This window comes from Vibrio sp. E14 (assembly GCF_020515785.1).
GTDB classification, from domain to species: Bacteria; Pseudomonadota; Gammaproteobacteria; order Enterobacterales; family Vibrionaceae; genus Vibrio; species Vibrio diabolicus.
Map to the genome: position 1 here is coordinate 497,890 of NZ_JAHPJI010000004.1, position 25,134 is coordinate 523,023.

At 45.0% G+C, this 25,134-nt stretch carries 23 protein-coding genes; 14 read left to right on the plus strand and 9 right to left on the minus strand.

Going from position 1 to position 25,134, the window contains the following annotated elements; all coding sequences use genetic code 11:
• Window positions 1–7 precede the first annotated feature (7 nt).
• Complete coding sequence (locus LIX84_RS14430) at window positions 8–859, plus strand: thymidylate synthase (protein WP_226421581.1); 852 nt, start codon at window positions 8–10, stop codon at window positions 857–859.
• 71 nt (window positions 860–930) lie between these two features.
• On the opposite strand, the gene LIX84_RS14435 is transcribed toward LIX84_RS14430, so the two are convergent.
• Window positions 931–2,073 carry a flavohemoglobin expression-modulating QEGLA motif protein gene (locus LIX84_RS14435; RefSeq protein ID WP_226421582.1) on the minus strand — a complete coding sequence of 381 codons (1,143 nt, stop codon included), beginning with the start codon at window positions 2,071–2,073 and terminating at the stop codon, window positions 931–933.
• 148 nt (window positions 2,074–2,221) lie between these two features.
• Window positions 2,222–3,367, minus strand: a complete 1,146-nt coding sequence (locus LIX84_RS14440; protein ID WP_031780616.1) for a Na/Pi symporter — start codon at window positions 3,365–3,367, stop codon at window positions 2,222–2,224.
• A 386-nt stretch (window positions 3,368–3,753) separates the two neighbouring features.
• On the opposite strand from LIX84_RS14440, the gene nhaR reads away from it, so the two are divergent.
• Window positions 3,754–4,644 (plus strand): transcriptional activator NhaR, encoded by an 891-nt coding sequence (nhaR, locus tag LIX84_RS14445; protein ID WP_005381942.1) that lies wholly within the window; start codon window positions 3,754–3,756, stop codon window positions 4,642–4,644.
• Between the two features lie 289 nt (window positions 4,645–4,933).
• Window positions 4,934–5,236, plus strand: coding sequence for an ArsR/SmtB family transcription factor (locus LIX84_RS14450; protein ID WP_005397309.1), 303 nt, complete (start codon window positions 4,934–4,936; stop codon window positions 5,234–5,236).
• 305 nt (window positions 5,237–5,541) lie between these two features.
• Here the strand turns inward: LIX84_RS14450 and rpsT are convergent, their stop codons facing one another.
• Entirely contained in the window at window positions 5,542–5,802 is a 261-nt protein-coding gene (rpsT, locus tag LIX84_RS14455; protein WP_005381938.1) for a 30S ribosomal protein S20, read from the minus strand.
• A gap of 305 nt (window positions 5,803–6,107) precedes the next feature.
• On the opposite strand from rpsT, the gene murJ reads away from it, so the two are divergent.
• From murJ to ispH, 6 genes are all read left to right on the plus strand, one after another.
• Window positions 6,108–7,670, plus strand: a complete 1,563-nt coding sequence (gene murJ, locus LIX84_RS14460; protein WP_046873949.1) for a murein biosynthesis integral membrane protein MurJ — start codon at window positions 6,108–6,110, stop codon at window positions 7,668–7,670.
• Window positions 7,671–7,740: 70 nt separating this feature from the next.
• On the plus strand, window positions 7,741–8,676 hold the full coding sequence (gene ribF, locus LIX84_RS14465; RefSeq protein ID WP_046873948.1) for a bifunctional riboflavin kinase/FAD synthetase: 936 nt from the start codon (window positions 7,741–7,743) through the stop codon (window positions 8,674–8,676).
• 64 nt (window positions 8,677–8,740) lie between these two features.
• Window positions 8,741–11,569, plus strand: a complete 2,829-nt coding sequence (ileS, locus tag LIX84_RS14470) for an isoleucine--tRNA ligase (RefSeq protein WP_226421583.1) — start codon at window positions 8,741–8,743, stop codon at window positions 11,567–11,569.
• Between the two features lie 73 nt (window positions 11,570–11,642).
• The gene (gene lspA / locus LIX84_RS14475; RefSeq protein ID WP_005397302.1) at window positions 11,643–12,152 is read left to right on the plus strand and encodes a signal peptidase II; all 510 of its coding nucleotides are present in this window, start codon (window positions 11,643–11,645) and stop codon (window positions 12,150–12,152) included.
• Between the two features lie 156 nt (window positions 12,153–12,308).
• A complete protein-coding gene (fkpB, locus tag LIX84_RS14480; protein WP_226421584.1) occupies window positions 12,309–12,740 on the plus strand; it encodes an FKBP-type peptidyl-prolyl cis-trans isomerase in 432 nt (143 codons plus the stop codon).
• 23 nt (window positions 12,741–12,763) lie between these two features.
• Complete coding sequence (gene ispH / locus LIX84_RS14485) at window positions 12,764–13,729, plus strand: 4-hydroxy-3-methylbut-2-enyl diphosphate reductase (RefSeq protein ID WP_226421585.1); 966 nt, start codon at window positions 12,764–12,766, stop codon at window positions 13,727–13,729.
• Between the two features lie 46 nt (window positions 13,730–13,775).
• Here the strand turns inward: ispH and LIX84_RS14490 are convergent, their stop codons facing one another.
• The 4 genes from LIX84_RS14490 to LIX84_RS14505 form a co-directional block, all read right to left on the minus strand.
• Window positions 13,776–14,249, minus strand: coding sequence for an arsenate-mycothiol transferase ArsC (locus LIX84_RS14490; protein WP_193447659.1), 474 nt, complete (start codon window positions 14,247–14,249; stop codon window positions 13,776–13,778).
• Between the two features lie 71 nt (window positions 14,250–14,320).
• The gene (gene btsR, locus LIX84_RS14495; RefSeq protein ID WP_006743107.1) at window positions 14,321–15,049 is read right to left on the minus strand and encodes a two-component system response regulator BtsR; all 729 of its coding nucleotides are present in this window, start codon (window positions 15,047–15,049) and stop codon (window positions 14,321–14,323) included.
• Window positions 15,050–15,080: 31 nt separating this feature from the next.
• Complete coding sequence (locus LIX84_RS14500) at window positions 15,081–16,751, minus strand: sensor histidine kinase (RefSeq protein ID WP_005397519.1); 1,671 nt, start codon at window positions 16,749–16,751, stop codon at window positions 15,081–15,083.
• 193 nt (window positions 16,752–16,944) lie between these two features.
• Window positions 16,945–18,429, minus strand: a complete 1,485-nt coding sequence (locus LIX84_RS14505) for a carbon starvation CstA family protein (protein WP_005381914.1) — start codon at window positions 18,427–18,429, stop codon at window positions 16,945–16,947.
• A 280-nt stretch (window positions 18,430–18,709) separates the two neighbouring features.
• Between LIX84_RS14505 and LIX84_RS14510 the strand changes: the two genes are divergently transcribed.
• Together LIX84_RS14510 and LIX84_RS14515 are read left to right on the plus strand one after the other, a co-directional pair.
• Window positions 18,710–19,051, plus strand: a complete 342-nt coding sequence (locus LIX84_RS14510; protein WP_226421586.1) for a DUF2799 domain-containing protein — start codon at window positions 18,710–18,712, stop codon at window positions 19,049–19,051.
• 113 nt (window positions 19,052–19,164) lie between these two features.
• Window positions 19,165–19,437, plus strand: coding sequence for a hypothetical protein (locus LIX84_RS14515; RefSeq protein WP_012842127.1), 273 nt, complete (start codon window positions 19,165–19,167; stop codon window positions 19,435–19,437).
• Between the two features lie 51 nt (window positions 19,438–19,488).
• Here the strand turns inward: LIX84_RS14515 and murQ are convergent, their stop codons facing one another.
• Together murQ and LIX84_RS14525 are read right to left on the minus strand one after the other, a co-directional pair.
• Window positions 19,489–20,418 carry an N-acetylmuramic acid 6-phosphate etherase gene (murQ, locus tag LIX84_RS14520; protein WP_226421587.1) on the minus strand — a complete coding sequence of 310 codons (930 nt, stop codon included), beginning with the start codon at window positions 20,416–20,418 and terminating at the stop codon, window positions 19,489–19,491.
• A gap of 20 nt (window positions 20,419–20,438) precedes the next feature.
• Window positions 20,439–21,551 carry an anhydro-N-acetylmuramic acid kinase gene (locus LIX84_RS14525; RefSeq protein WP_226421588.1) on the minus strand — a complete coding sequence of 371 codons (1,113 nt, stop codon included), beginning with the start codon at window positions 21,549–21,551 and terminating at the stop codon, window positions 20,439–20,441.
• A gap of 99 nt (window positions 21,552–21,650) precedes the next feature.
• Between LIX84_RS14525 and nagZ the strand changes: the two genes are divergently transcribed.
• From nagZ to tyrA, 3 genes are all read left to right on the plus strand, one after another.
• Window positions 21,651–22,634: a beta-N-acetylhexosaminidase gene (gene nagZ / locus LIX84_RS14530; RefSeq protein WP_046873941.1), complete on the plus strand. Its 984-nt coding sequence runs from the start codon at window positions 21,651–21,653 to the stop codon at window positions 22,632–22,634.
• 207 nt (window positions 22,635–22,841) lie between these two features.
• Window positions 22,842–23,918 carry a 3-deoxy-7-phosphoheptulonate synthase gene (locus tag LIX84_RS14535; RefSeq protein WP_005397501.1) on the plus strand — a complete coding sequence of 359 codons (1,077 nt, stop codon included), beginning with the start codon at window positions 22,842–22,844 and terminating at the stop codon, window positions 23,916–23,918.
• 21 nt (window positions 23,919–23,939) lie between these two features.
• A complete protein-coding gene (tyrA, locus tag LIX84_RS14540; RefSeq protein WP_226421589.1) occupies window positions 23,940–25,067 on the plus strand; it encodes a bifunctional chorismate mutase/prephenate dehydrogenase in 1,128 nt (375 codons plus the stop codon).
• Window positions 25,068–25,134: the final 67 nt, after the last annotated feature.

The following is a 25,134-nucleotide window of genomic DNA, read 5'->3' on the forward strand; positions in this document are numbered from 1 at the left end:
TATTGGTGTGAAACAGTATTTATATTTGTGTCAACGCATCGTTGACCAAGGTGTTTGGGTTGAAAATGAGCGTACAGGCAAGCGCTGCCTGACCGTAATCAACGCGGATTTAACCTACGATGTTGCGAACAATCAATTTCCGTTGGTAACCACACGTAAAAGTTTTTGGAAAGCGGCCGTTGCAGAGCTACTAGGGTACATTCGTGGTTACGATAATGCGGAAGATTTTCGTAATCTGGGCACGAAAACCTGGGATGCCAATGCCAACCTAAATGATGCTTGGTTAAATAATCCATACCGTAAAGGTGAAGACGACATGGGCCGTGTCTACGGCGTCCAAGGGCGCGCATGGGCGAAGCCTGATGGCGGGCATGTTGACCAATTACGCAAGATAGTGGATGACTTAACGCGTGGTGTTGATGATCGCGGTGAAATCTTGAACTTCTACAACCCGGGTGAATTCCACATGGGGTGCTTGCGTCCTTGCATGTATAGCCACCATTTTTCATTGCTAGATGATACGCTTTACCTGAACAGTACTCAGCGTTCGTGTGATGTACCGCTTGGCTTAAACTTCAATATGGTTCAAGTTTACGTGTTCTTGGCGATCATGGCGCAAATCACGGGCAAGAAACCTGGTCAGGCATTTCATAAGATTGTGAATGCGCACATTTATGAAGATCAGCTTGAACTGATGCGTGATGTTCAGTTGAAACGTGAACCATTAAAAGCGCCGACGTTCCACATCAATCCAGAGATTAAATCTCTAGAAGATCTGGAAACATGGGTCACACTGGATGACTTTTGGGTTGAAGGATACGAGCATCACGACCCTATTCGTTACCCATTCTCAGTGTAACCAGTATTGTTCTTCAAGATATGAAAAAAGCTCCAAATGGAGCTTTTTTGCTTTTTCGTACTTTGAAGATATTACTTGAGTGCACTGACAATATAGCGGTGAATAGGGTTGGTCTGCTTCGGTGCAGACAGTGCCGGGCTAATAAACTTGGGTTGGGTGAATATTTGCTTCCTCACTAATGAGCGGATAAGCTCAAAATACTTCAGTTCTGTTTTCCCACATAGCAACAATGAAAAGTCATTGCCCAGTTTATCGTAGGCATTGAGCACCTCTCGGAACCCCCTAAGGTACAAGTAATCCTTCGTCAAACCGCCTCCTCGATACACACGAGCAGTCGTCGTAAATGCTTGAAGGTCAGACGTTTTATACTGTTCTTTTAATAGCATGAACGTATGGCGGAAATCGCGATCCTTGATCATCGACTCTACCGCCAGGACTCGTAAGGCTAAGGTTCTTAGGCGTTTGATACTGAAATGTCCTGACAGATATTCACACAATATAGCCAGCCCTTCTTGGGTGTTTGTATTAGCTGGGCACCCTAAGCTCAGGACCTTTAGCGGTTGTTGACGACCGTTAAGCGTAGTAAGAAGGTGTACACCCATTTCATGATGTGCGAGAGCCTCTAACTCATCGGTCGTGATGTATGCTGCGTGGTTAATTTTGACTCGAGATCCCGAAACGAGTGCGTTTGCTAACATCCCATCCAACACCTGTATTTCACACTCATATCCATTACGTTGAGCAAAGTTTTGCATGAAGTGTGCTATCGCGCGGCTATCATGCTGCGGTTTGCTCTCTTCTTCCGTGGGAAGGTGTAAAATGAAATGGGCGTTGGCAATATCTTTGGCGCTCGGCTCTCCGTAATAGCGCAAGGAGTTATAAAGAAACTCTTGTGTACCGATAGTATTCACTTGATCCAATTTATCTGCGTAAGACTGAATCACATCCGCGTACAGCTTTTGTAATTGGGTGTCTTGAATATTTTCTAAAGGCAGTTCATACAGACGTCGCTTTGCGCTGTGAGTATCTATATTGGTAGTTGAGTATTGGAAGTTAGGCTCTTGAGAGTATTTGTTCTTAATAAAGCGCTCTCTTTCCTGAGCATAATTGAGAGGATTCACGCTACTGAGGATATCAATATCAGCAACCAGTTGAGTTAGGTTTTCGTCTATTGCGAGTAGCTGATCAGAAATAGTGCCATTAAGCTGCGTCATGTTGTCGACTCCAAATGAGGTAGCCCAGCATAAGTATGCTGGTATGGCTCAAATTATCACCAGACAACGAATTTGAACAGCGTCATTAACGCAAAAAAGGCCCCACAATGTGGAGCCTAAACAATAAGCGATGGTATGTAAGTTATTGTTATGTCGTTAGGGCTAAGATCGCGCCTGGTAAAATAACGAATACAGACATTAGGTAGCCACCGACAACAGCTTTGTTCTTGATAGCCATTTCAGAAATCATCTCAGCGCCTTTCACTGGAATTTCACGTAGGAACGGAATACCAAAGATAAACAGCGTTGCCATGATATTAAATACTAGGTGTACCAGAGCGATTTGAAGCGCGAATACCGCAAACTCACCCGATACGGCTGTTGCTGCTAGTAGCGCCGTAATACAAGTACCAATGTTTGCACCTAGCGTGAATGGGTAAATATCACGAACTTTAAGAACGCCTGTACCCACAAGTGGAACCATCAAGCTAGTTGTTGTTGATGAAGATTGTACCAACACAGTCACGATTGAACCCGATACAATACCGTGAATAGGGCCACGACCAATCGCGTTTTTCAAAATTTCACGTGCGCGGCCAACCATTAGGCTCTTCATTAGCTTACCCATTACCGTAATTGCAACGAAGATTGTCGCAATACCCAAAACGATAAGCATGATGCCACCAACAGTATCACCGAATGTTGAAAGTGGCTCTTTAATTGCACCCACAACTGGTTTTGTTATTGGCTTAATGAAGTTGAAGCCTTTAATGCTCATATCGCCAGTAGCAAGTAGTGGAGAAACAAGCCAATGAGAAACTTTCTCTAAAATGCCGAACATCATTTCCAACGGAAGGAAAATAGCAACAGCAAGTAAGTTGAAGAAGTCGTGAATAGTTGCGCTTGCAAATGCACGTTTGAACTCTTCTTTACAACGTACGTGACCAAGAGAAACAAGCGTATTAGTCACTGTGGTACCAATATTGGCACCCATCACCATCGGAATCGCGGTTTCTACTGGTAAGCCACCTGCAACTAAACCTACAATAATAGACGTTACAGTACTTGAGGACTGAATTAAGGCTGTTGCCACCAAGCCGATCATTAGACCTGCAACAGGGTGAGCGGCAAACTCAAATAGCACCTTAGCTTGATCGCCAGTTGCCCATTTGAAGCCACTACCAACCATAGATACTGCTAGAAGAAGCAGATACAACATGAATGCCAAGTTAGCCCAGCGTAACCAACGAGCAGTGCTCGAAATTGGCGCCACTGTTGAAGTAGCTTGGTTCATCATAATTTTCTCCGTTGACCTTTCAGTTCATTTTTCGGTCTGTAGTTGAAACTGCGGGCGATGTTAGAGAACAAATATTTCAGTAATATTACAGATTCCTTGCTGTGAGTAATTTTTATTGTTCTTTTTGATAGTGGTGTGAGTAGGGAAAGTTGATGGTTTTTAACTCTTTGAATTTAATGAATAAATTTGACTTTTGTTTTGTGTGGTTTTTGCGTTTTCTTTAGAAAGAAAATGCGCCTCAGTTCAACTTTTATGACAGTGTTAATTTTATATATTCGGTAAAACTTATGTTTTTGTAATGTATTGTATGGTTTTGTCGAGTTTATTGTTTGTCTCTGTCACATTTGGTATAAAAAGCATCACTTTCTTTTCGGGACTTGATCATGTCACATCTAAACTACAACCATCTATATTATTTCTGGATGGTGTGCAAACAGGGCTCTGTAACTAAAGCGGCCGATGCGCTTTTCCTGACACCGCAAACCGTGACAGGGCAGATTAAAGCGCTTGAAGAACGCATGAAAGGAAAGTTAACCAAACGAAATGGTCGTACAGTTGAGCCAACTGAGTTAGGGCAACTTGTTTTTAAGTACGCCGACCGAATGTTTGGTTTGAGTTATGAGATGTTAGATATCGTCAATTACAGTCAGCACTCGAACATTCTGTTTGAAGTTGGCGTAGCCGATGCGTTATCTAAGCGCTTGGTCAGTAAAGTACTAATGACGACTGTCCCGGAAGATAACAGTATTCATTTACGCTGTTATGAGTCAACCCACGAATTGCTACTTGAACGACTGTCTCAGCACAAGCTGGATATGATCCTCTCGGATTGTCCCGTTGACTCAACTCAAAGCCCTGGCCTTTATAGCAAAAAGCTAGGTGAGAGCAGCATGAGCTTTTTCGCCTCTTCTGAAATTGAAAATGTGCGTTTCCCTGAGATTCTGGAACAGAAAAAGCTTTTGATTCCTGCAAGCCGAACAGCAATGGGGCGTAAGGTTATTCAGTGGTTTGATCGTCAAGGTCTTCAGCCTAATGTGTTGGGAGAATTTGATGATGTTGCGTTGATGAAGGCTTTCGCACGGTATCACGATGATGTGATTTTCTTAGCGCCGACCGTATACATGTCGGAGATTGAGGACGACCGAAATCTACAGCTAATTGGTCATGTCGATGGGTTAAAAGAAGAGTACTACGTGATTTTTGCGGAACGAATGATCCAACACCCAGCGGTAAAAAATGTTTGTGATGCTGATTTCAGTCAAATGTTTGAGTAAACCCGTATCGTTGCGCAAATAAATAGATTACTATCAATAAAAATATAATTCTAAATAATACCTAAGTAACTCAAGATACTTGTTTTAGTGAGCAAAACTATTAATTATTGATGGCGCATCAATTCTCCACTTTGGTGGATAATATTGGTGTATCACTAACAACTAAATTAGAGGTTCTAATAATGAAGACTCTGGAAGTGTATCTTGATTTTCTTAGATATATAAATCAGTGCAACACAACAAGCTGGCCAGGGTTGGAATAAGTAAGTTGTAGCTAGAGGTCCAACACATGAATCTACAAGAAATGGAGCAGAACTCCGCAAAAGCCGTCGTGTTGCTCAAAGCGATGGCAAACGAGAGACGCCTACAAATCCTTTGTATGCTGCATAACCAAGAGCTGTCCGTGGGAGAGCTGTGTGCAAAGTTAGAGCTAAGCCAGTCGGCATTATCTCAGCATCTTGCTTGGCTTCGCCGTGATGAGCTAGTCACGACAAGGAAAGAAGCACAAACCGTGTACTACACATTAAAGAGTGATGAAGTGAAAGCGTTAATAAAAACACTGCATAGTCTTTATTGTGCTGAAAGCGCTTAGCGTTAATTACATATACCTAATATATCGTTCATTTTAGGCTGTGAATCTAACTCGTTGGAATATTTGAGAGTGGCGTTAAACTTTTGATGGTAGAGTTGCTGCGCATCGACCAATTTGCTTTGTTCTCAAGTGTTTTATTGGTGCTTTCCAGTTTGAGCTTTATAAGGTAATAAGCTGACGCCTTTGAATAGGCGTGCAGAAAAAAGAAAAGCTGGCATTGCCAGCTTTTTTATTAAGAAAATTTTGTAGATATAAAAAAACCGACGCAAGGTCGGTTTTTTCTTCACTGTAAAACCAGGACTCTATTAAAGAGCTTTGATTTGTGCAGCGAAACGAGACTTATGGCGAGCTGCTTTATTCTTGTGAATAAGGCCTTTAGTTGCCATGCGGTCTAGGATAGGTGTAACTACAGCGAATGCAGCAGTTGCAGCTTCTTTGTCGCCTGCTTCGATAGCAGCAACAGTTTTCTTCATGTAAGTACGCATCATTGAGCGACGGCTAGCATTGTGCTGACGACGTTTCTCAGCTTGGATAGCGCGCTTCTTAGCAGATTTACTATTTGCCAAGGGTCTAACTCCCAAAAACTTAGTTCTGTGACAATTTAAGGGCGAGGAATATCCCTCATTTGCGCTTAAATGTCAAATGATTTGTGCAAAAACCGATCTAAGCCAAAACAAATTTTGGTAAGAGAGGTTATCGCGGTTAAGATGGCGGGGATTCTAACAGCATTTTTATACCAATGCTAATAATTATCCGCGAAAGGCACACTTATTCCTTACAACCCGCGGATAGATTTTTGACGTCTATTTACAGCACTTGTCAGAGAAACAGTATAGGGTTAGCTGTCTTATGGTGATATTCCGAGGTTACAGTGAGTAAACGACTACTCAAGTCTGGCATGATCGTCAGTGCTATGACATTTATTTCCCGCGTTCTTGGCCTAGTTCGTGATGTTGTAGTGGCAAATTTAATGGGGGCAGGAGCAAGCGCAGATGTCTTTTTCTTCGCCAATAAAATTCCTAATTTTTTACGACGTTTGTTTGCTGAAGGTGCTTTTTCCCAAGCGTTTGTACCTGTTTTAACGGAAAGCCATGCTCAAGGCGACATGGATAAAACTCGGGAGCTCATTGCTCGTGCGGCGGGTACGTTAGGGGTGATAGTCTCTATTGTTACCATTTTAGGTGTCCTAGGCTCCGGCGTGGTCACTGCAGTGTTTGGTTTTGGTTGGTTCCTTGACTGGATGCATGGTGGCCCGGCTGCAGCAAAGTTTGAGCTTGCTAGCGTGATGCTCAAAATCACCTTTCCCTATTTATGGTTCATTACCTTCGTCGCTCTATCGGGCGCTATCCTCAATACATTAGGTAAATTTGCTGTCTCCTCCTTTACCCCTGTTTTCCTCAATGTGATGATTATTTTGGCGGCGTGGTTTATCTCGCCGCAAATGGAAATGCCAGAAATAGGGCTTTCCATTGGTGTTTTCTTAGGTGGTTTGGTCCAGTTCTTATTCCAAATTCCCTTCCTTATTAAAGCTGGCGTCATGGTTAAGCCAAAATGGGGCTGGCGCGATCCGGGTGTGGTAAAAATCCGTACTTTGATGATCCCCGCTTTATTTGGTGTATCGGTCAGTCAGATTAACCTGTTGTTTGATACGTTCATCGCCAGTTTTTTGCAAACCGGTTCGATCAGCTGGCTGTATTACTCAGACCGCTTATTGGAATTTCCTTTAGGCCTGTTTGGTATTGCGATTGCGACTGTGATTTTACCCGCGCTTTCACGTAAACACGTTGACGCACAAAGTGAAGGCTTCGCGCAAACCATGGATTGGGGGGTGCGCATGGTGATCTTGCTTGGCCTTCCTGCAATGCTTGGTCTGATGGTACTGGCAAAACCTATGCTGATGGTTCTGTTTATGCGAGGTGAATTTTCTCCTCAAGACGTACATCAAGCATCATTATCGCTTTTTGCCTACGCTTCAGGTTTGTTGAACTTCATGTTGATTAAGGTGCTCGCGCCAGGTTATTACTCGCGTCAAGATACTAAAACGCCAGTAAAGTACGGCATCATTGCGATGGTGACCAACATGGTATTTAACGCAATTTTTGCGTACTTTTATGGTTACGTTGGTTTGGCTATCGCGACGGCACTCTCGGCGTTTGTGAATATGGCATTGCTGTATCGTGGTCTACATATCGCAGGGGTGTACCAAATCACCAAACGAACCGTCTTCTTTATTATACGTTTGGTTATTGCAGGTGCGGCGATGGTGGCTGCGATCTTATGGCAATTGGAAGACATGTCAGTGTGGCTCGATTGGAGCTTTGCTCACCGCAGCGGTGTACTAGGAATGTTGATCGGTCTAGGAGCCGTGGTTTACCTAGTGGTTCTATTTTTAACGGGTGCACGCTTAAAAGACCTAAAAGCTGGGACAGACTAAGGGTGATTAGTATATAATCCGTCAGTTTCACACAGTGTAAAGTAAAAACAGAGGCAGAAAGCAGTATCCAATGGAACTGATTAGAGGCATTCACAATATCACCCCGCGACATCATGGTTGTGTGCTGACTATTGGCAATTTCGATGGTGTCCATAAAGGTCATCAACAAGTATTGCAGCAAGTGTCTGAGCAAGCGGACAGGCTATCATTGCCTTCTGTTGTGATGACCTTTGAACCTCAGCCGATGGAGCTGTTTGCCAAAGATAAGGCACCTGCACGGTTGACGCGATTACGCGATAAGTTCGTGCAATTGAGTAAGCTCGATATTGATCGCTTGCTCTGCGTCAATTTCAATCGTCATTTTGCAAGTTTAACCGCGGAAGAATTTATCCGTGACTTGTTGGTCGAGCGTTTGGGTGTTAAGTTTCTTGTCGTTGGTGATGATTTCTGCTTTGGCAAAGGCCGTACAGGTAACTTTGCAATGCTGCAGGAAGCAGGGGAAAAGTACGGTTTTGATGTCGTGAGTACCCAGAGCTTTTGTTTACAACAATTACGTGTCAGCAGTACGGCTATCCGTCAAGCGCTGGCGCGTGACGATTTGCATTCCGCGCAACAGATGCTGGGAAGAAACTACAGCATCAGCGGTCGTGTTTCTCACGGAAGAAAGCTGGGAAGAACGATAGGTTTTCCTACTGCGAATATTCCTTTGAAACGCTGTGTTTCTCCGGTCTCCGGAGTCTATGTTGTTCAAGCGCTTGGCTTAGGAAATAAGCCAATTGGTGGTGTCGCTAATATTGGTCAAAGACCGACTGTCAATGGCGTTCGCCAGCAGTTAGAAGTACACTTATTCGACTTTCATGCCAATTTATATGGCAAGCAACTAGAAGTGGAACTTTTGCATAAACTTCGAGATGAGCAAAAGTTTGAGTCGTTTGAAGCACTTAAACAACAAATCGAATTGGATGCTGAAGCAGCAAGGGTGTGGCTGCGTCAGCTTAAGCGTTGAGCGGTTTATTCCACCGTTCAACATAATGTCTAATTTTCGCCCAATATAACGGAATTAAGAATCGATGAGTGAGTATAAAGATACCCTGAACTTACCTGAAACAGGGTTTCCAATGCGCGGCAATCTGGCCAATCGTGAGCCAGAAATGCTTAAGCGTTGGTACAAAGAAGATCTTTACGGTGAAATCCGTAAAGCTAAGAAAGGCAAAAAGTCATTCGTATTGCACGATGGCCCTCCTTACGCAAATGGTGACATTCATATTGGTCACGCACTAAACAAGATTCTTAAAGACATTATTATTAAATCCAAAACACTTTCAGGTTTTGACGCACCTTACATCCCAGGCTGGGACTGCCACGGTCTACCTATCGAATTGATGGTAGAGAAGAAAGTAGGCAAGCCAGGCCAAAAAGTGACGGCAGCAGAATTCCGCGAGAAATGTCGTGAATACGCAGCAGGTCAGGTTGAAGGTCAGAAAGAGAGCTTCAAACGCCTTGGTATCATGGGTGAGTGGGACAAGCCATACCGCACTATGGATTTCGCAACTGAAGCGAACATTATTCGTGCTCTAGGTAAGATCGCAAGTAATGGTCACCTGCTAAAAGGTTTCAAACCTGTTCACTGGTGTACAGACTGTGGTTCTGCTCTTGCTGAAGCGGAAGTAGAATACAAAGATAAAGTATCGCCATCTATCGACGTTCGTTTTAAAGCGGCTGACGAAGCGGCACTGTTGTCTAAGTTTGAGCTGACTGAAGGTCATGAAGGTAAAGGCGATATCTCTATTGTCATCTGGACGACAACTCCTTGGACGCTTCCCGCGAACCGTGCTGTGTGTCTACGTGATGACCTTGAGTATGTACTTATCCAAGTCGAAGGCGAGCAACCTGAACGTATCATCGTTGCAGCTGAACTAGCGAAAGACGTTATGGACCGTGCGGGTATCGAGCACTTCCACAACCTTGGCTTTGCTAAAGGTGCGGAGCTTGAGCTTTCTCAATTCCAACACCCATTCTACGATTTCACTGTACCGGCGATCCTGGGTGATCACGTTACGACTGATTCAGGTACTGGCGTTGTTCACACTGCACCTGGTCACGGTCAAGAAGACTTTGCGGTTGGTAACAAGTACAACCTAGAAGTAGCGAACCCAGTTGGCTCAAACGGTGTTTACCTTCCAGACACTGAGCTATTTGCTGGTCAGCACGTATTTAAAGCGAACGATGCCGTAGTAGAAGTACTGAAAGAAAAAGGTGCACTACTACACCACCACGCTTACGAGCACAGCTACCCACACTGTTGGCGTCATAAGACTCCAATCATCTTCCGTGCTACACCTCAATGGTTCGTTTCTATGGACCAAGCTGGCCTACGTGCTAAAGCATTAGAGTCAATCAAGAACGTAGAGTGGATGCCTGAGTGGGGTCAAAGCCGCATCGAAGGTATGATCGAAGGTCGCCCGGAGTGGTGTATCTCTCGTCAACGTACTTGGGGTGTGCCAATTGCTCTGTTTGTTCATAAAGAAACAGCAGAACTTCATCCAAACACGCTAGAGCTGATCGAGAAAGTCGCTAAGCTGGTTGAAGAGAAAGGCATCCAAGCATGGTGGGATGTAGATGCCGCTGAACTACTAGGTGCTGACGCTAACCAATACGAAAAAGTACTAGATACGCTAGACGTATGGTTCGATTCAGGTGTCACTCACTTCTCCGTTGTTGATGCTCGTGAAGAGTACAACGGCAACAGTGCAGACCTATACCTAGAAGGTTCTGACCAACACCGTGGTTGGTTCCAGTCTTCTCTAATTTCATCTATCGCGATGAAAGACGAAGCGCCTTACAAACAAGTACTGACACACGGTTTCGTGGTTGATGGTCAGGGTCGTAAGATGTCTAAATCTATCGGTAACGTGGTTGCGCCAAAAGACGTAACTAACAAGCTAGGTGCTGACATTCTTCGTCTATGGGTTGCTTCAACAGACTACACTGGTGAAGTTGCGGTTTCTGATGAAATCCTAAAACGTAGCGCAGATGCTTACCGTCGTATCCGTAACACAGCGCGTTTCTTCCTTGCTAACCTAAGCGGCTTCAACCCTGAAACAGACATCGTTCCTGTTGAAGAGATGGTTGCGCTAGATCGCTGGGCAGTTGGTCGTGCGCTAGCAGCACAAGAAGAGATTGTTAAAGCATACGAAGAGTACAACACACACGGTGTGACTCAGCGTCTAATGCAATTCTGTTCGATCGAAATGGGCTCTTTCTACCTAGACGTAATTAAAGACCGTCAGTACACAGCAAAACGTGGCGGCAACGCTCAACGTAGCTGTCAGACTGCACTTTACTACATCGTAGAAGCGCTAGTTCGTTGGATGGCGCCAATCATGTCGTTCACTGCCGATGAAATCTGGAACGAAATGCCAGGTCAGCGCGACAAGTTCGTATTCACTGGTGAGTGGTTCGACGGTCTATTCGGCCTTGCTGAAGGTGAAGAGCTGAACAATGAATTCTGGGCTGAGATCCAAGCGGTTCGTGGTGCAGTAAACAAACTTCTAGAAGATGCGCGTAAAGAGAAAACCATCGGTGGTGCACTACAAGCTGAAGTGACTCTATTTGCTGATGACGCTTTAGCGGCGAAGATCAACAAACTTGAAGATGAACTGCGCTTTGTTCTACTAACCTCTGCGGCGAAAGTTAAGCCTCTAGGTGAGAAGACTGATGCAGCACAAGCCACGGATATCGAAGGCTTGTTTGTTGAAGTAGCAGCAGCTGAAGGCGAGAAGTGTGATCGTTGTTGGCACCACACGCCAGACGTAGGCACAATTGAAGGTCACGAGAAAATCTGTGGTCGTTGTGTGTCTAACGTAGAAGGCGAAGGTGAAGTACGTAAATTCGCGTAATTACCTAGAACGACTGAACTTTTTTTAAAATTAACAGCCCCAGTATTTACTGGGGCTGTTTGTAGGTAAAGTAATGAGTGAAAAAGCACTGTCTTTAAAGCAATCTGGTATTCGCTGGTTATGGTTAGCGGTGGTTATCTTTTTAGCTGATATTGGCATTAAGTATGTTGTAATGAACAACATGGGATATGGCTGGGCAAACCGCATAGAAATTTTGCCATTCTTTAATCTTTTGTACGTGCATAATTATGGTGCTGCTTTTAGCTTTTTGAGTGATCAAGCGGGCTGGCAACGTTGGTTATTTACAGGTATTGCTTTTATCGTTACAGGTCTTTTGACTTACTGGATGAGCAAACTACCAGCGAAAGAGAAATGGAATAATATTGCTTATGCCATGATTATTGGTGGCGCAGTAGGCAACGTATTCGACCGAGTAATACATGGGTTTGTCGTGGATTATTTGGACTTTTTCTGGGGTAATTATCACTGGCCAGCGTTCAACCTTGCAGACATGGCGATCTGTATTGGTGCCGCGATGATTATTCTTGACGGCTTTCGAAAGAAAGACGAGGCGAAAGCCTAAGTAGTGGCAGTGTATATTGCGAAAAGTTGAATAACCCTAAGCGTCGCCCGTTGATTCGGGCGACGCTTTTTATTATGTTGGAGCGCCAATCAGCACATCAATGTATAAAAAGACCAAGCTGACAGCGTAATAACCCAAGAACAAGGAAGCAGTAACGTGACAACAATAACCAATGCATCTGTAGTAACCCTTCACTTTACGATTAAAATGAAAGACGGATCGGTTGCGGATAGTACTCATAACATGGGTAAACCAGCGAAATTTGTTATGGGTGATGGCAGCTTGAGTGAAAACTTTGAGCAGTGCTTGATGGGTTTAGAAACAGGCGCCCAAAAAGCGATTGAGTTAAAAGCAGAAGACGCGTTTGGCATGCCAAACCCAGACCATGTACACCATATGGATCGCACTAAGTTTGTAGGTGATGCAGAAGTAGAAGTGGGTACAATCATGGCGTTCAGTGGTCCTGATGGTATGGAAATCCCGGGCATTATTACAGAGATTGCTGGCGATTCAGTCACTGTGGACTTCAACCATCCTCTAGCGGGACAAGACGTGACTTTCGAAGTTGAAATTTTGTCAGTAGAATAGCGAACCCAATAAAGATAATTTCCATGAGCAATGAAATGAAAATCCTATTAGCTAACCCACGCGGCTTTTGTGCTGGTGTAGACCGTGCGATTAGCATCGTAGAGCGTGCGCTAGAGATGTATCAGCCACCGATTTATGTTCGTCATGAGGTGGTGCATAACCGTTTTGTGGTTGAAGGGCTAAAACAACGTGGTGCTATCTTCGTTGAAGAGCTGCATGAAGTGCCAGACAACAACATTGTGATTTTTTCTGCTCATGGTGTATCGCAGGCGGTTCGTCAGGAAGCCAAGCAGCGAGATTTGACCGTATTTGACGCAACGTGTCCTTTGGTAACCAAAGTGCATATGGAAGTAGCGCGAGCAAGCCGCCGCAATATGGAAGTGGTTCTGATTGGTCACGCAGGTCACCCTGAAGTGGAAGGCACAATGGGGCAGTACGCGAGTGAAACGGGTGGTATGTACTTGGTTGAAACCCCTGCCGACGTTGAGAAACTGAAGTCGATTGTGAAAGATCCATCAGATCTTCATTACGTAAGCCAAACGACACTTTCTGTAGATGAAACTGCCGATGTTATCGAAGAGCTACGCCGCGTCTTCCCAGATATCCAAGGACCACGTAAAGACGATATCTGTTACGCGACACAAAACCGCCAAGATGCCGTACGTGAATTAGCGGGTGACGTAGATGTGATGGTTGTGGTGGGTTCTAGAAACTCATCAAACTCTACACGTCTTAAAGAGCTAGCTGAAAAGCTAGGGACACCTGGCTACTTAACCGACTGTCCGGAAGATATCAAACCAGAGTGGTTCGAAGGCAAAACAAAGGTCGGCGTGACTGCGGGGGCATCTGCTCCGGAAGAGCTCGTTAATCAGATTCTAGAGCGAATCAAAGAACTCGTCGGTGCCGAAGCGGTCGATGAAGTGCTTGGTCGTGAAGAGAATATGTTCTTTGAAGTACCCAAAGAACTGCAAATCAAGCAAGTGGATTAATCTCCATTTATCGAATATTCAAAAGGCGACCAGTGGGTCGCCTTTTTTACATCTCTCTCAGTTCATTTAGGTAATCACGAATTTGGTCTTTCCCTAAACCATCGATAATCATATCGGACATCTTCGTGATTCTTCGCTCAAGCGACTGAGCAACCCTTTCGCAATGTGCGTACACCTCTTCATCAGAACCTTCAGTCGGAAAGGCATCGACTTGCCAGTTTACTCGAACGCCCCCCGCAAGCCATTGAGGAGCTGCCTCTTGATGTAAAGAGTCACAGAGAATAATCACGATGTCAGGAAGAAACTGAGTTCGCTCTTCCCATGAGTGGGTGTGGATATGTGGAATGGGAAGTTGGTGGTCATCTAAATATTTTTGCACCACCGGGTGAACTGTGCCTGTGGGATGAGACCCACCGCTGGCGACACTAAAATCTGCTGGCAGGATATGGGTTGCGATCGACTCAGCGAGCACACTTCGTCCAGCATTGTGCTTACATATGAACAAAACTTTATACATCATCGCCTCGTCTTTTCGGAGCGTCTTATTTATACGCTAGCGGAAACTCAGCGGTGATGTGTGAACTTTTTGTGTTAGTGGCTAATGCCCAGCATCTCTTTGAGCACTTTAAGGTAGCGGCGGCTTACTGGTATCTCAAAGCCAGTTTTGGTGATGATTTCTGCTAATCCGTTTTCGAGTAATTTGATTTCGCTGATGGCCTTAATGCTGACTAAGTATTGGCGATGACAGCGTACCAGTGGGGTTTTCTCTTCTAGCGTTTTTAATGTCAGTTGAGTGCTCGCGGCTTGGCTGGTGGAGCGTACATGCACGCCGCTGATGTCACTGTATGCACATTCTACCGTGTCGGTGGCCATGATAACGATACGGTTGTGCCCGATGCACGGAATCTGATCTAAAGTATCGGGCGTAATAGCAGACAGCTGTTGAGTTAGGGCGGATTGACTAATGACTTTATTTAGCCGTTTGACCGTTTTGGTTAAACGGCATGGGTCGACAGGTTTGAGCAAGTAATCAAAGGCATTGTCTTCAAATGCTTGAATTGCATACTGGTCGTAAGCCGTGACAAAAACCACATAAGGCATGGTTTCTGGATCAAGCATTCCAAGTAGTTCAATCCCAGTAACTTGAGGCATTTGGATATCGAGAAACACCACATCAGGTTTGAGCTCATTGATTTTTTTTAGACCAAGGATCGCGTTTGAGGCATTGCCCACCACTTCAACTTGGCCTGTTTCATCCAATAACTCTGTCAGCTCTTCACGAGCAAACTGTTCATCATCAATGACGAGTGCGGTTAACATCCAACATTACCTTTATTGCTTCAGAGTGCTTTTATGATTTTGGGGGAATGATAAAGCTCATTTTAGTAAATTGATGTGGCTCGCACGTAATTTTTAGCGATGCATCACGCCCAAATTGATTAGTGAGACGTTTGTCGACAATTTCTAAACCTAGCCCGGAGTGGTTTTCTTTTGGCGGTTCAAAACTGCCTGCATTGTCTTCGACGGTAATCAAATGACCTTGTGGGTGTGCTTCGCTGTATATATGAACTTTACCACCTTCAAGCATGTTTGAAATGCCGTGTTTAATGGCATTCTCAACCAAAGGCTGGAGTGTAAAGCTTGGCAATTTGATGTCCAGCAATTCAGGTTGAATATCGATTTCAACCTCTAAGCGGTCCGTAAAACGAGCTTTTTCGATGCTCAAGTACGAGTTCACATGTGCAAGCTCTTCCTTTAGCGTCACGGTATTAATGTTCTGCTTTAAATTGCTGCGGAAGAAGTGCGATAAATTTTGGATTAGCTCGCGCGCTTTGTCAGGATCACGACGAGTAATCGCACTAATAGTATTGAGTGCATTAAACAAAAAGTGTGGATTCACCTGAGCGTGAAGCAGTTTGATTTCTGCTTGAGCGAGTAAGGCTTGTTGTTGTTGGTAATCGCCATACAGGATTTGGCTAGAGAGAAGCTGAGCTATCCCTTCCGCCATTGACATGTTGGCCGTGGAGAACAATTTACGCTTCGGTTCATACAGCTTTATGGTACCAATGACCTCTTTTCCCGCACGTAGTGGGATGATCAGCGCGGAGCCAAGTTTGCAGTCTTTTGCGATGGAACATTGGTATGGACGTTCTGCGCCATCAAGATAAATGATGTCGTTTTTCTCCATGGAGTCTAATGTGCTTTGCGATGAAATCGGCGTGTTCGGTTTATGGTGATCATCGCCAATGCCCACAAACGCTAAGATTTTTTCTTGGTCGGTAATCGCGACAGCGCCCACTTTTGTTTCTTCGTAAATAATACGTGCTATTTTCTCTGCGTTTTCGGTGTTGAAGCCGTTGCTTAGAATTCCCACTGAGCGATCAGCAATGGTGAGTGCTCGACGCGAAAACGTCGCAGAAAACTTTTCAAAGATCGCTTTTCTGTCTTGCAGGATACTCATGAACAACGCCGCACCAAATGAGTTTGCGATGATCATAGGTGCTGCAATGGCGGACACCAGTTCATAGGCTTGATCAAAAGGTTTCGCGACGGCGAGCAGCAAAATCATTTGCACCACTTCTGCAACAAACGTGACGCTGAATACAACGCTTGGATTAAACAGCAATGCGCCTTTATTTCGCTTGATAAGATAAACGTGGAGCAAGCCACCAATTACACCCTCGGCGGTGGTTGAAATTGCGCAGGCGAGGTCAGTAAAGCCACCAAGAGAGTATCGATGGATGCCACCAGTAAATCCGACGGCGAAACCTACAACAGGTCCACCAAACAGCCCGCCCATGACCGCGCCGATCGCTCGAGTATTGGCAATAGCGTCGTTGATATGCAGACCGAAATAGGTGCCGAGAATACAAAAGCCAGAGAAAAGTACGTAACAAATTAGGCGGTGGCTTAAGCGCGAAGAAATACTCAGCAAAGGTAAGATGATTGGCGTTTTACTTAGCATGTAAGCCAAAACTAAGTAAACACACATCTGTTGTAAAAGGGAAACGACCAGTTCCATAGTGAACCTAACCTAGAATCAATGTTGTTATTGTATACCTAAGTCACTTCAAGATGCTTGGCTCAGATAAATAAAGACAGCTTAATACATGGCGCTGCGCTCCGAGTTCTGAATCTTAAAGTGACTTGGGTATAAAACAAAAAGAGCCTGCAATTGGCAGGCTCTTATCTTAGTCACTCGGATGCGACGAGTATTACGCTGTTTCTGATACGGCTTGTGGTTTCTCTTCGTCAGCCAGTTCAGTTTCACCTTTACCCTTAGAGGTTTTGATAACGTAACCAGTCACTGCTAGGGCAAACACAATACCGACGATAGTTGATAGTTGCATTGGCAGGCCAAAACCTAGCGAGCTGTTGTTTAAGATGAACGTGACACATACCGTGGTCATGAAGATAGCAGGGATAGTGGTAATCCAGTGCAGCTTGTTGTGACGTAGTAGGTAAGCGGACGCAGTCCAAAGCATCATTACTGCTGTTGTTTGGTTAGCAAAACCGAAGTAGCGCCAGATAATGCCGAAGTCTACTTGAGTTAAGATACCGCCGATAACGAACAGTGGAAGTGCCATCAGTAGGCGGTTACGTAGCGTCTTTTGTTCCATGTTGAAGTATTCAGCAAGGATCAGACGGCTTGAACGGAACGCTGTATCGCCAGACGTAATTGGTAGGATTACCACACCTAAGAACGCAAGGATACCACCGAACACACCAAGCAGACCAAATGATGCGCTGTATACCACGTTACCAGGACCACCGTTTTTCACAGCTTCTGATAGTGCGTCTAGAGAGCCGAAGAAAGACAGAGCGATAGCACACCAGATTAGCGCGATAACACCTTCACCAATCATTGCTCCGTAGAAAACGAAACGACCGTTTTTCTCGTTTTCCATACAACGCGCCATCAGTGGAGACTGAGTCGCGTGGAAGCCAGAGATAGCGCCACATGCAATAGTGATGAACAATGCAGGCCATAACGGCATGTCATTTGGGTTGAGGTTAGAGAACATGTCCGAAACTTGGAAGTCACCCATTACTGTGTGTTCGCTAGAGAAAGCAACGGCTGTCATTAGGCCAACAGACATAAAGATGAGTAGGGCGCCAAACAGTGGGTAGAAGCGGCCAATGATTTTATCGACAGGAACAATCGTCGCAATGATGTAGTAAGCGAAGATAGCGATAACCATAGTAGTCATGCTTACGCTCAAGCTTGTTTGATCATTGATGAGGTTAGTAATCATGCCTGCAGGAGCAGAAACGAACACTACGCCAACAAGAAGCAGTAGGACAATGGCAAAAATATTCATAAAGTGTTTTGCGCCATTACCTAGGTAGCGACCTGTGATAGTAGGTACAGATGCGCCGCCGTTACGCACTGAAAGCATGCCTGAGAAGTAATCGTGTACTGCGCCAGCAAAAATACAACCGACAACAATCCAAAGCATTGCCGCTGGACCGTATAGTGCACCCATGATTGGGCCGAAAATTGGACCAACACCAGCGATGTTAAGTAGCTGAACTAGATAAACTTTCTTTGTTGACATTGGAACGAAGTCAACACCGTCCGATTTGGTGTGAGCAGGCGTTTGGCGTTTTTCATTGATGCCGAAAATCTTCTCGACGAAAGCGCCGTAGATGAAGTATCCGCCGATTAGGGCTGCGACACAGGTTAGAAACCACATCATAGCAATTGTCCTTGGTCTTAGTTGGGTAGGGTAATTTTTTAATCTCAGGATGCATGTTATGCGTCACTTGTGTTAAATGCATTCGGTTAGTAGATGAGTGGTCGAATAGAGCACTGAGTGGTCGATATACTGCTTGAGCGGTTTTTAAAAATGGCGAATGGTTGATTGCAGTAGTGAGCGGCTGATTCGAGGCGTCAGTGGTTTAATCTGCAAGCTAAGCGGCAAACGCCAATAATTAGTGGTAAGCTTATTTTTGAAAACAATTGCTTAAGGAAGAACCATGAAAACGGCAACGTTAGGTTTGGCGCTGGCTTTACTTACAGGATGCGCTGCAACGACGGAAGATCTTGCCAAGTCAGGAGATTGGCATCAGATCGGATATCAAGATGGTGTAGCCGGACATACATCACGCACGATGAGCGAGCTGCGTGAGTTGGGTAGCGTTAAGCAAAGTGACTACGACCAAGGTTATTTAGAGGGTCTACGTGAATACTGTAACCCTGCTTTTGCGTATCAAATGGGGTTATCTGGTCAGTATTATAAAGGGGTTTGTGAGGGTACTGAGCAAGCACAAAAATTCCGTATGGAATGGCAGCGTGGCTGGAATGAGTACTCAAATTAATAGTCAATAAAGCCGTTGTGATACCGTCCGCAAAACATAATTGTGGCAAAATTACCATTATTAAACTATGTTCATATTGCTTGATAGTGAGCACAGAAAAAAGGAATCACATTATGTCAACGCAAATGGCTGGTGGCTGGAGTCCATTTAATGAACTCAAAGCAGAGGATAAAGAAGTATTTGCTAAAGGTATCGAGGGGTTTGTCGGCGTCAAATACTCCCCTTTGGTTGTGGCTACTCAAGTCGTAGCCGGACAAAACTATGCGTTTTTCTGTAATGCAGAAGTTGTCTACCCTGGAGCACAACCATACCCAGCAATGGTTCATATGTTCAGCGACCTTGAAGGTAAAGTCGGTATTACTCACATTGAACGATTGAACTACTAAGTTAAGCCATAAAAGGCGCCTGACTTTTAAATAAGTGAGGCGCTTTATTGATTAAGGTTGATTCGCTTGATCGATCACGACTTTTCTTAAATATCCTTGTTTGGCTTTCAATTGCTCAGTCGCGCTTTCTTTATCCAGCCCGGTTAAAATCATCAAAATCGCTAACTTGGCGTCGTAGTCCGTTTCTTTGAGCGCAGTTTTAGCCTCTTGGTTAGTACAATCTGTTGCTTGCATAACAATACGAGCCGCTCTTGCAACTAGTTTTGCATTCGTCGCTTTCACATCTACCATTAAGTTCTGATAACTTTTACCTAGGCGAATCATGCTTGCAGTAGTGAGCATGTTCAGTACGAGCTTTTGCGCCGTCCCTGATTTTAAGCGAGTGGATCCCGTTAACGCTTCAGGTCCAACAACGGGGCTTATCGCAATATCGGCAATATCTGCAATCGGAGAGTCAGGGTTACAAGATAGTGCTACAGTGGTGGCACCAAGTTCGTTCGCATACTCTAAGCCACCAATTACATATGGTGTTCGTCCACTTGCCGCAATACCAACGACGACATCGCGTTGTGTTAGCGCATTCTCTTTAAGATCTTGCTCGCCTAGTTCAGGGTCGTCTTCTGCCCCTTCTTTCGCGCGGAACATTGCCTCTTTTCCACCCGCAATAATACCAACGACCATCTCTGGATCCGTGCCAAAAGTTGGTGGGCATTCTGAAGCGTCCAAGACGCCGAGCCGACCACTGGTGCCTGCACCGATGTAAAACAACCGACCTCCGACCTTAAATGCTTCCGTGATCTTATCAACGGCTTGAGCGATCTCTGGTAGCACTTTCTCGACCGCAATTGGGACGAGTTTATCTTGTTGGTTTAAACGCTGCACAATATCTAATGAAGGAAGAAGATCGATATCCATTGTTTCAGGATTTCGACCTTCAGAGACAAGGTGAGAAAGAGCCGCAATAAGCGCGTCATTTGTCATAGTAATTTAAGCCTTCGTGATTAATTTTTTGAGTAGAGTACGCCAAGTGAAGCGAGACGACTTCCCCCTGTGACTTCCGGTAAATTGCTAGGGAGGCTATGAATATAGCGCTGCGCAAGCCAAGCAAATGCCATGGCTTCCATGTAGTCACCATCAACGCCTTTTTCTGCCGTTGTCGCAACGTGCCATTGTGGCAATAACTTAGTCAATCGCTGCATTAAAAGTGGGTTTCTTGCTCCACCGCCACAGACCAATAGTTGAGGCGTGATGCCATGAGAAAACTTGTCGACTTCGTTGGCAATGGTAATCGCAGAGTATTCGCAGAGTGTACGCTGTACGTCTTCGGTTGGTAAATTGTAATGAGCCAGTTGCTGATGCAGCCAGTCAATATTGAACAGTTCTCGCCCGGTACTTTTAGGTGCTGGCATGGCGAGGTAAGCTTCTTTAAGTAATTGAGTCAACAAAGTAGCGTTTACCGTTCCTTTCAGTGCAAATTGTGCATCTTTGTCGAAGCTTTGCCCAGTGTGCAGCGCACACCACGCGTCCATCAACATGTTGCCCGGGCCTGTGTCATAGCCAATGACTGGTTGCTCGGGATGCAGTACAGAGATGTTGGCAATGCCTCCAATGTTAAGCACCACAGTTGTGGAGTCCTGCATCGCAAAAATGCTTTTATGGAAAGCAGGGACGAGTGGGGCACCTTGACCACCTAGCGCCATATCTTTACGTCGAAAATCTGCAACCGTATCAATCCCTGTTTTCACTGCGATGATGTTGGCATCACCCAACTGAGTGGTAAAGGGTAACTCTCCAGTAGGTTGGTGGAATACCGTTTGACCGTGATTACCAATCGCACGAATTTGTTCCGCGACGTAGCCAGACTTATTGAGCAGTTGTAAAACGGCGTCAGCGAAGAGGTGGCCAAGTTGGTGATCCAATTCACCTATGGCTTTTAAATTTGTGGCTTGACCGGTACAAACAGATAACAGCATTTCTTTCAGTGCTGTGGGCATTGGGTAATCGTCGTGCGCAACCAGACGAACGTGCTCATCACTTATTTCAACCAGAGCGGTATCAACGCCGTCCATACTCGTTCCAGACATCACACCAATGTACAGTTCGTTAAATTTCATAGCCGATCTCGTCAATTCTTCATTCACTTATTGTAAAGCAAATCTGAAGCGAATAACCTCATCGAATACGAGATATTCAGCCGATTTTGAGGAGAAAACATGGGACCGTTATGGGTTGACGTCGCGGGTTATGAACTGACCGCTGAAGACAAAGAAATTCTGGAACATCCTACGGTTGGCGGCTTAATTCTATTTGCTCGCAACTATCATGATAGTGAACAGCTTCAAGCACTTACTCAATCAATCCGCAAGGCAGCCAAGCGCCCGATTTTGATCGGTGTGGATCAAGAAGGGGGGCGAGTACAACGCTTCCGTGAAGGTTTCTCGTTGATCCCTGCAGCCGAAGAATATGCCAAACATCAAAATGGTGAAGAGTTAGCACGTATGGGCGGTTGGCTAATGGCAGCGGAGTTGATAGCACACGACATTGATTTAAGCTTTGCACCCGTGCTCGATAAAGGTCATCAATGTAAAGCGATCGGTAACCGAGCATTTGGCGAAGATGCCGATACCATTCTTCGATTTAGCACCGCTTACATGCAGGGTATGAAGAGCGTTGGAATGGCAACAACAGGTAAACACTTCCCGGGTCACGGTGGTGTGATTGCTGACTCACACTTAGAAACGCCATACGACGAGCGCAGCGACATTTTTGAACAAGACATGGCTATCTTTAAAGCGCAAATTGATGCCGGTATTTTAGATGCCATGATGCCTGCTCACGTGATTTTTCCGAACTACGACTCTCAGCCTGCGAGTGGTTCAGAATACTGGTTGAAACAAGTTTTGCGACAGCAACTCGGTTTTAAAGGATTGGTTTTCTCCGATGATCTGACGATGGAAGGCGCTGCAATCATGGGTAGCCCTGCCGAGCGTGGGGCTCAAGCCCTGAAAGCCGGTTGCGATATGCTATTGATGTGTAATAAGCGCGAAGCACATATTGAGGTGTTGGATAACTTGCCGGTATCAACTGTGCCACTGGCGGATGCGTTACTGAAAAAACAGTCGTTTTCTCTAAGCGATCTCAAGTTATCTCAAGAGTGGAAAGCGGCGAGTGAAGCGATGAAACGCTTGACCAGCTAAACTTCTTGTAAACGATTCAAAACACCGATTAGAAGCCAAAGTTAATTATACTTTGGCTTTTTATTTATCTGTAAATAAAAATTTACACCAAATGTTTTTTATTGTGTACGCTTGTTTTTCTTTTTTAGCCTGTTATCTTGTCGTTAAAGCTAAGTTGCCTCACCAAGGATTTGGTTGGGTGTAAAAATAAATATACAGGTTAGAGTTATGCAGAAAAGCGAGTTGAGCAATATTAATATTAGCGAAGAGCAGGTTCTTATTACCCCAGAGGAGCTAAAAACCAAGCTTCCTTTGAGTGAAAAAGCGCGCCGCTTTATTCAAGAGTCTCGCCAAACTATCGCTAATATTATTCATAAAAAGGATCATCGCCTGCTAGTTGTATGTGGTCCATGTTCTATCCACGACGTGGAAGCGGCGAAGGATTACGCAAAACGTCTTAAAGCGCTCTCTGAACAACTAAGTGACCAACTGTATATTGTTATGCGTGTTTACTTTGAAAAACCACGCACCACGGTCGGCTGGAAAGGGCTGATTAACGATCCGCACCTCGATGGCAGCTTCGATATTGAACATGGTCTGCATGTTGGACGCGAACTGCTAGTGGAATTGGCCGAGATGGAAATCCCGCTCGCGACTGAAGCTCTGGACCCAATTAGCCCACAATACTTGGCGGACACTTTTAGTTGGGCTGCGATCGGCGCACGTACTACGGAGTCACAAACTCACCGTGAAATGGCAAGTGGCCTGTCTATGCCAATCGGTTTTAAAAATGGCACGGATGGCAGTTTGGCAACCGCAATCAATGCGATGCAAGCTGCGTCTTCTAGCCACCGTTTTATGGGGATCAACCGTGAGGGACAAGTAGCGCTATTGACCACTCAGGGTAATGCTAATGGACACGTGATCTTACGTGGTGGCAAGCAAACTAACTACGACTCAGTGTCAGTTACTGAGTGTGAGCAAGAAATGGCGAAATCTGGCCTTGATGCATCATTAATGGTGGATTGTAGTCACGCCAACTCACGTAAAGATTACCGTCGCCAGCCATTAGTCGCGGAGGATGTGATTCATCAAATCCGTGAAGGCAATAAATCTATTATCGGTCTTATGATTGAAAGCCATATCAATGAAGGAAATCAATCTTCTGACTTAGCTCTCGAAGAAATGAAATACGGTGTATCTATCACTGACGCATGTATCAATTGGGATTCAACTGAGGCACTATTACGTCATGCACATGAAGAGCTCGTGCCTTTCTTAGAAAATCGTCTAAAGGCTAATTAATACAGGATTTAAGGAACATCAATGGCAGTTGAACTTAACGCATTACGCGATCAGATTGATGCAGTCGACAAACAAATGTTGGAGCTATTAGCTCAGCGTTTGGCGCTCGTAGAGAAAGTTGGGGAAGTAAAAAGCGAACATGGTTTGCCTATTTATGCTCCTGATCGTGAAGCGGCGATGCTGGCTTCTCGCCGAGCAGAAGCTGAGAAAATGGGCATTCCTCCACAGCTTATTGAAGATATTCTGCGTCGTACCATGCGTGAGTCTTATGCCAGTGAAAAAGACTCCGGTTTTAAGTGTTTGAACCCTGAATTACGCTCAGTGGTCATTATTGGTGGTAATGGCCAGTTAGGCGGCCTGTTTGGACGTATGTTCAAGCTATCTGGTTATCAAGTCAAAGTGCTTGGTAGCAAAGACTGGGATCGTGCGGATGACATCCTAAAAGATGCGGGCCTGGTGGTGGTTACTGTGCCAATTCACCTAACAGAAAGTGTGATTGAAAAGCTAGGTAATCTGCCACAAGACTGCATTCTGTGTGACCTGACTTCTATAAAATCTAAGCCACTGCAAGCAATGTTGAATGTGCACCAAGGTCCGGTGGTTGGTTTACACCCAATGTTTGGTCCAGATGTGCCGAGCCTTGCCAAGCAGGTGATTGTGTACTGTGATGGGCGTGGAAATGATCAATACCAATGGTTGCTGCAACAGTTTGGTATTTGGGGCGCGAGCTTGTGTCAGATTGATGCGCAAGAGCACGATCATGGCATGACGTTAATCCAAGCGCTGCGTCACTTCACCTCATTTGCTTACGGCATGCATCTAAGCAAAGAGAACCCGAACATTGAGCAACTGTTAAAGTTGAGCTCACCAATCTACCGCCTGGAGTTGGCGATGGTAGGGCGTCTGTTTGGGCAAGATCCAAACCTCTACGGTGACATTATTCTCTCATCGCAAGAAAACATCGACATGATTAAGCGATTCCACCAACGCTTCGGCGAAGCACTTGCGATTTTGGATAGCAAAGATAAAGCCAAATTTGTCGAAAGCTTTGAGCAGGTGAGTGAGTGGTTTGGTGATTATTCACAACAATTTATGAATGAGAGCCAAAACTTACTCAAACAGGCGAATGATAATATTCATCGCGGTTAATCGCTGGTTATCTATCCGTGTGGAGCCCGAAACGAAAAGAGCAGCTTACGCTGCTCTTTTTTGTGTC

What these genes read in the sequence shown, in the direction of transcription:
- LIX84_RS14515 (WP_012842127.1), top strand. Translation starts at nt 19,165, where the DNA reads ATGTCAACGCAAATGGCTGGTGGCTGGAGTCCATTTAATGAACTCAAA.
- btsR (WP_006743107.1), bottom strand. Translation starts at nt 15,049, where the DNA reads ATGTTAACCGCACTCGTCATTGATGATGAACAGTTTGCTCGTGAAGAG.
- LIX84_RS14490 (WP_193447659.1), bottom strand. Translation starts at nt 14,249, where the DNA reads ATGATGTATAAAGTTTTGTTCATATGTAAGCACAATGCTGGACGAAGT.
- LIX84_RS14500 (WP_005397519.1), bottom strand. Translation starts at nt 16,751, where the DNA reads ATGGAACTGGTCGTTTCCCTTTTACAACAGATGTGTGTTTACTTAGTT.
- murQ (WP_226421587.1), bottom strand. Translation starts at nt 20,418, where the DNA reads ATGACAAATGACGCGCTTATTGCGGCTCTTTCTCACCTTGTCTCTGAA.
- LIX84_RS14440 (WP_031780616.1), bottom strand. Translation starts at nt 3,367, where the DNA reads ATGAACCAAGCTACTTCAACAGTGGCGCCAATTTCGAGCACTGCTCGT.
- LIX84_RS14450 (WP_005397309.1), top strand. Translation starts at nt 4,934, where the DNA reads ATGAATCTACAAGAAATGGAGCAGAACTCCGCAAAAGCCGTCGTGTTG.
- LIX84_RS14525 (WP_226421588.1), bottom strand. Translation starts at nt 21,551, where the DNA reads ATGAAATTTAACGAACTGTACATTGGTGTGATGTCTGGAACGAGTATG.
- ileS (WP_226421583.1), top strand. Translation starts at nt 8,741, where the DNA reads ATGAGTGAGTATAAAGATACCCTGAACTTACCTGAAACAGGGTTTCCA.
- nhaR (WP_005381942.1), top strand. Translation starts at nt 3,754, where the DNA reads ATGTCACATCTAAACTACAACCATCTATATTATTTCTGGATGGTGTGC.
- LIX84_RS14535 (WP_005397501.1), top strand. Translation starts at nt 22,842, where the DNA reads ATGCAGAAAAGCGAGTTGAGCAATATTAATATTAGCGAAGAGCAGGTT.
- LIX84_RS14510 (WP_226421586.1), top strand. Translation starts at nt 18,710, where the DNA reads ATGAAAACGGCAACGTTAGGTTTGGCGCTGGCTTTACTTACAGGATGC.
- ispH (WP_226421585.1), top strand. Translation starts at nt 12,764, where the DNA reads ATGAGCAATGAAATGAAAATCCTATTAGCTAACCCACGCGGCTTTTGT.
- LIX84_RS14505 (WP_005381914.1), bottom strand. Translation starts at nt 18,429, where the DNA reads ATGATGTGGTTTCTAACCTGTGTCGCAGCCCTAATCGGCGGATACTTC.
- tyrA (WP_226421589.1), top strand. Translation starts at nt 23,940, where the DNA reads ATGGCAGTTGAACTTAACGCATTACGCGATCAGATTGATGCAGTCGAC.
- ribF (WP_046873948.1), top strand. Translation starts at nt 7,741, where the DNA reads ATGGAACTGATTAGAGGCATTCACAATATCACCCCGCGACATCATGGT.
- lspA (WP_005397302.1), top strand. Translation starts at nt 11,643, where the DNA reads ATGAGTGAAAAAGCACTGTCTTTAAAGCAATCTGGTATTCGCTGGTTA.
- LIX84_RS14435 (WP_226421582.1), bottom strand. Translation starts at nt 2,073, where the DNA reads ATGACGCAGCTTAATGGCACTATTTCTGATCAGCTACTCGCAATAGAC.
- nagZ (WP_046873941.1), top strand. Translation starts at nt 21,651, where the DNA reads ATGGGACCGTTATGGGTTGACGTCGCGGGTTATGAACTGACCGCTGAA.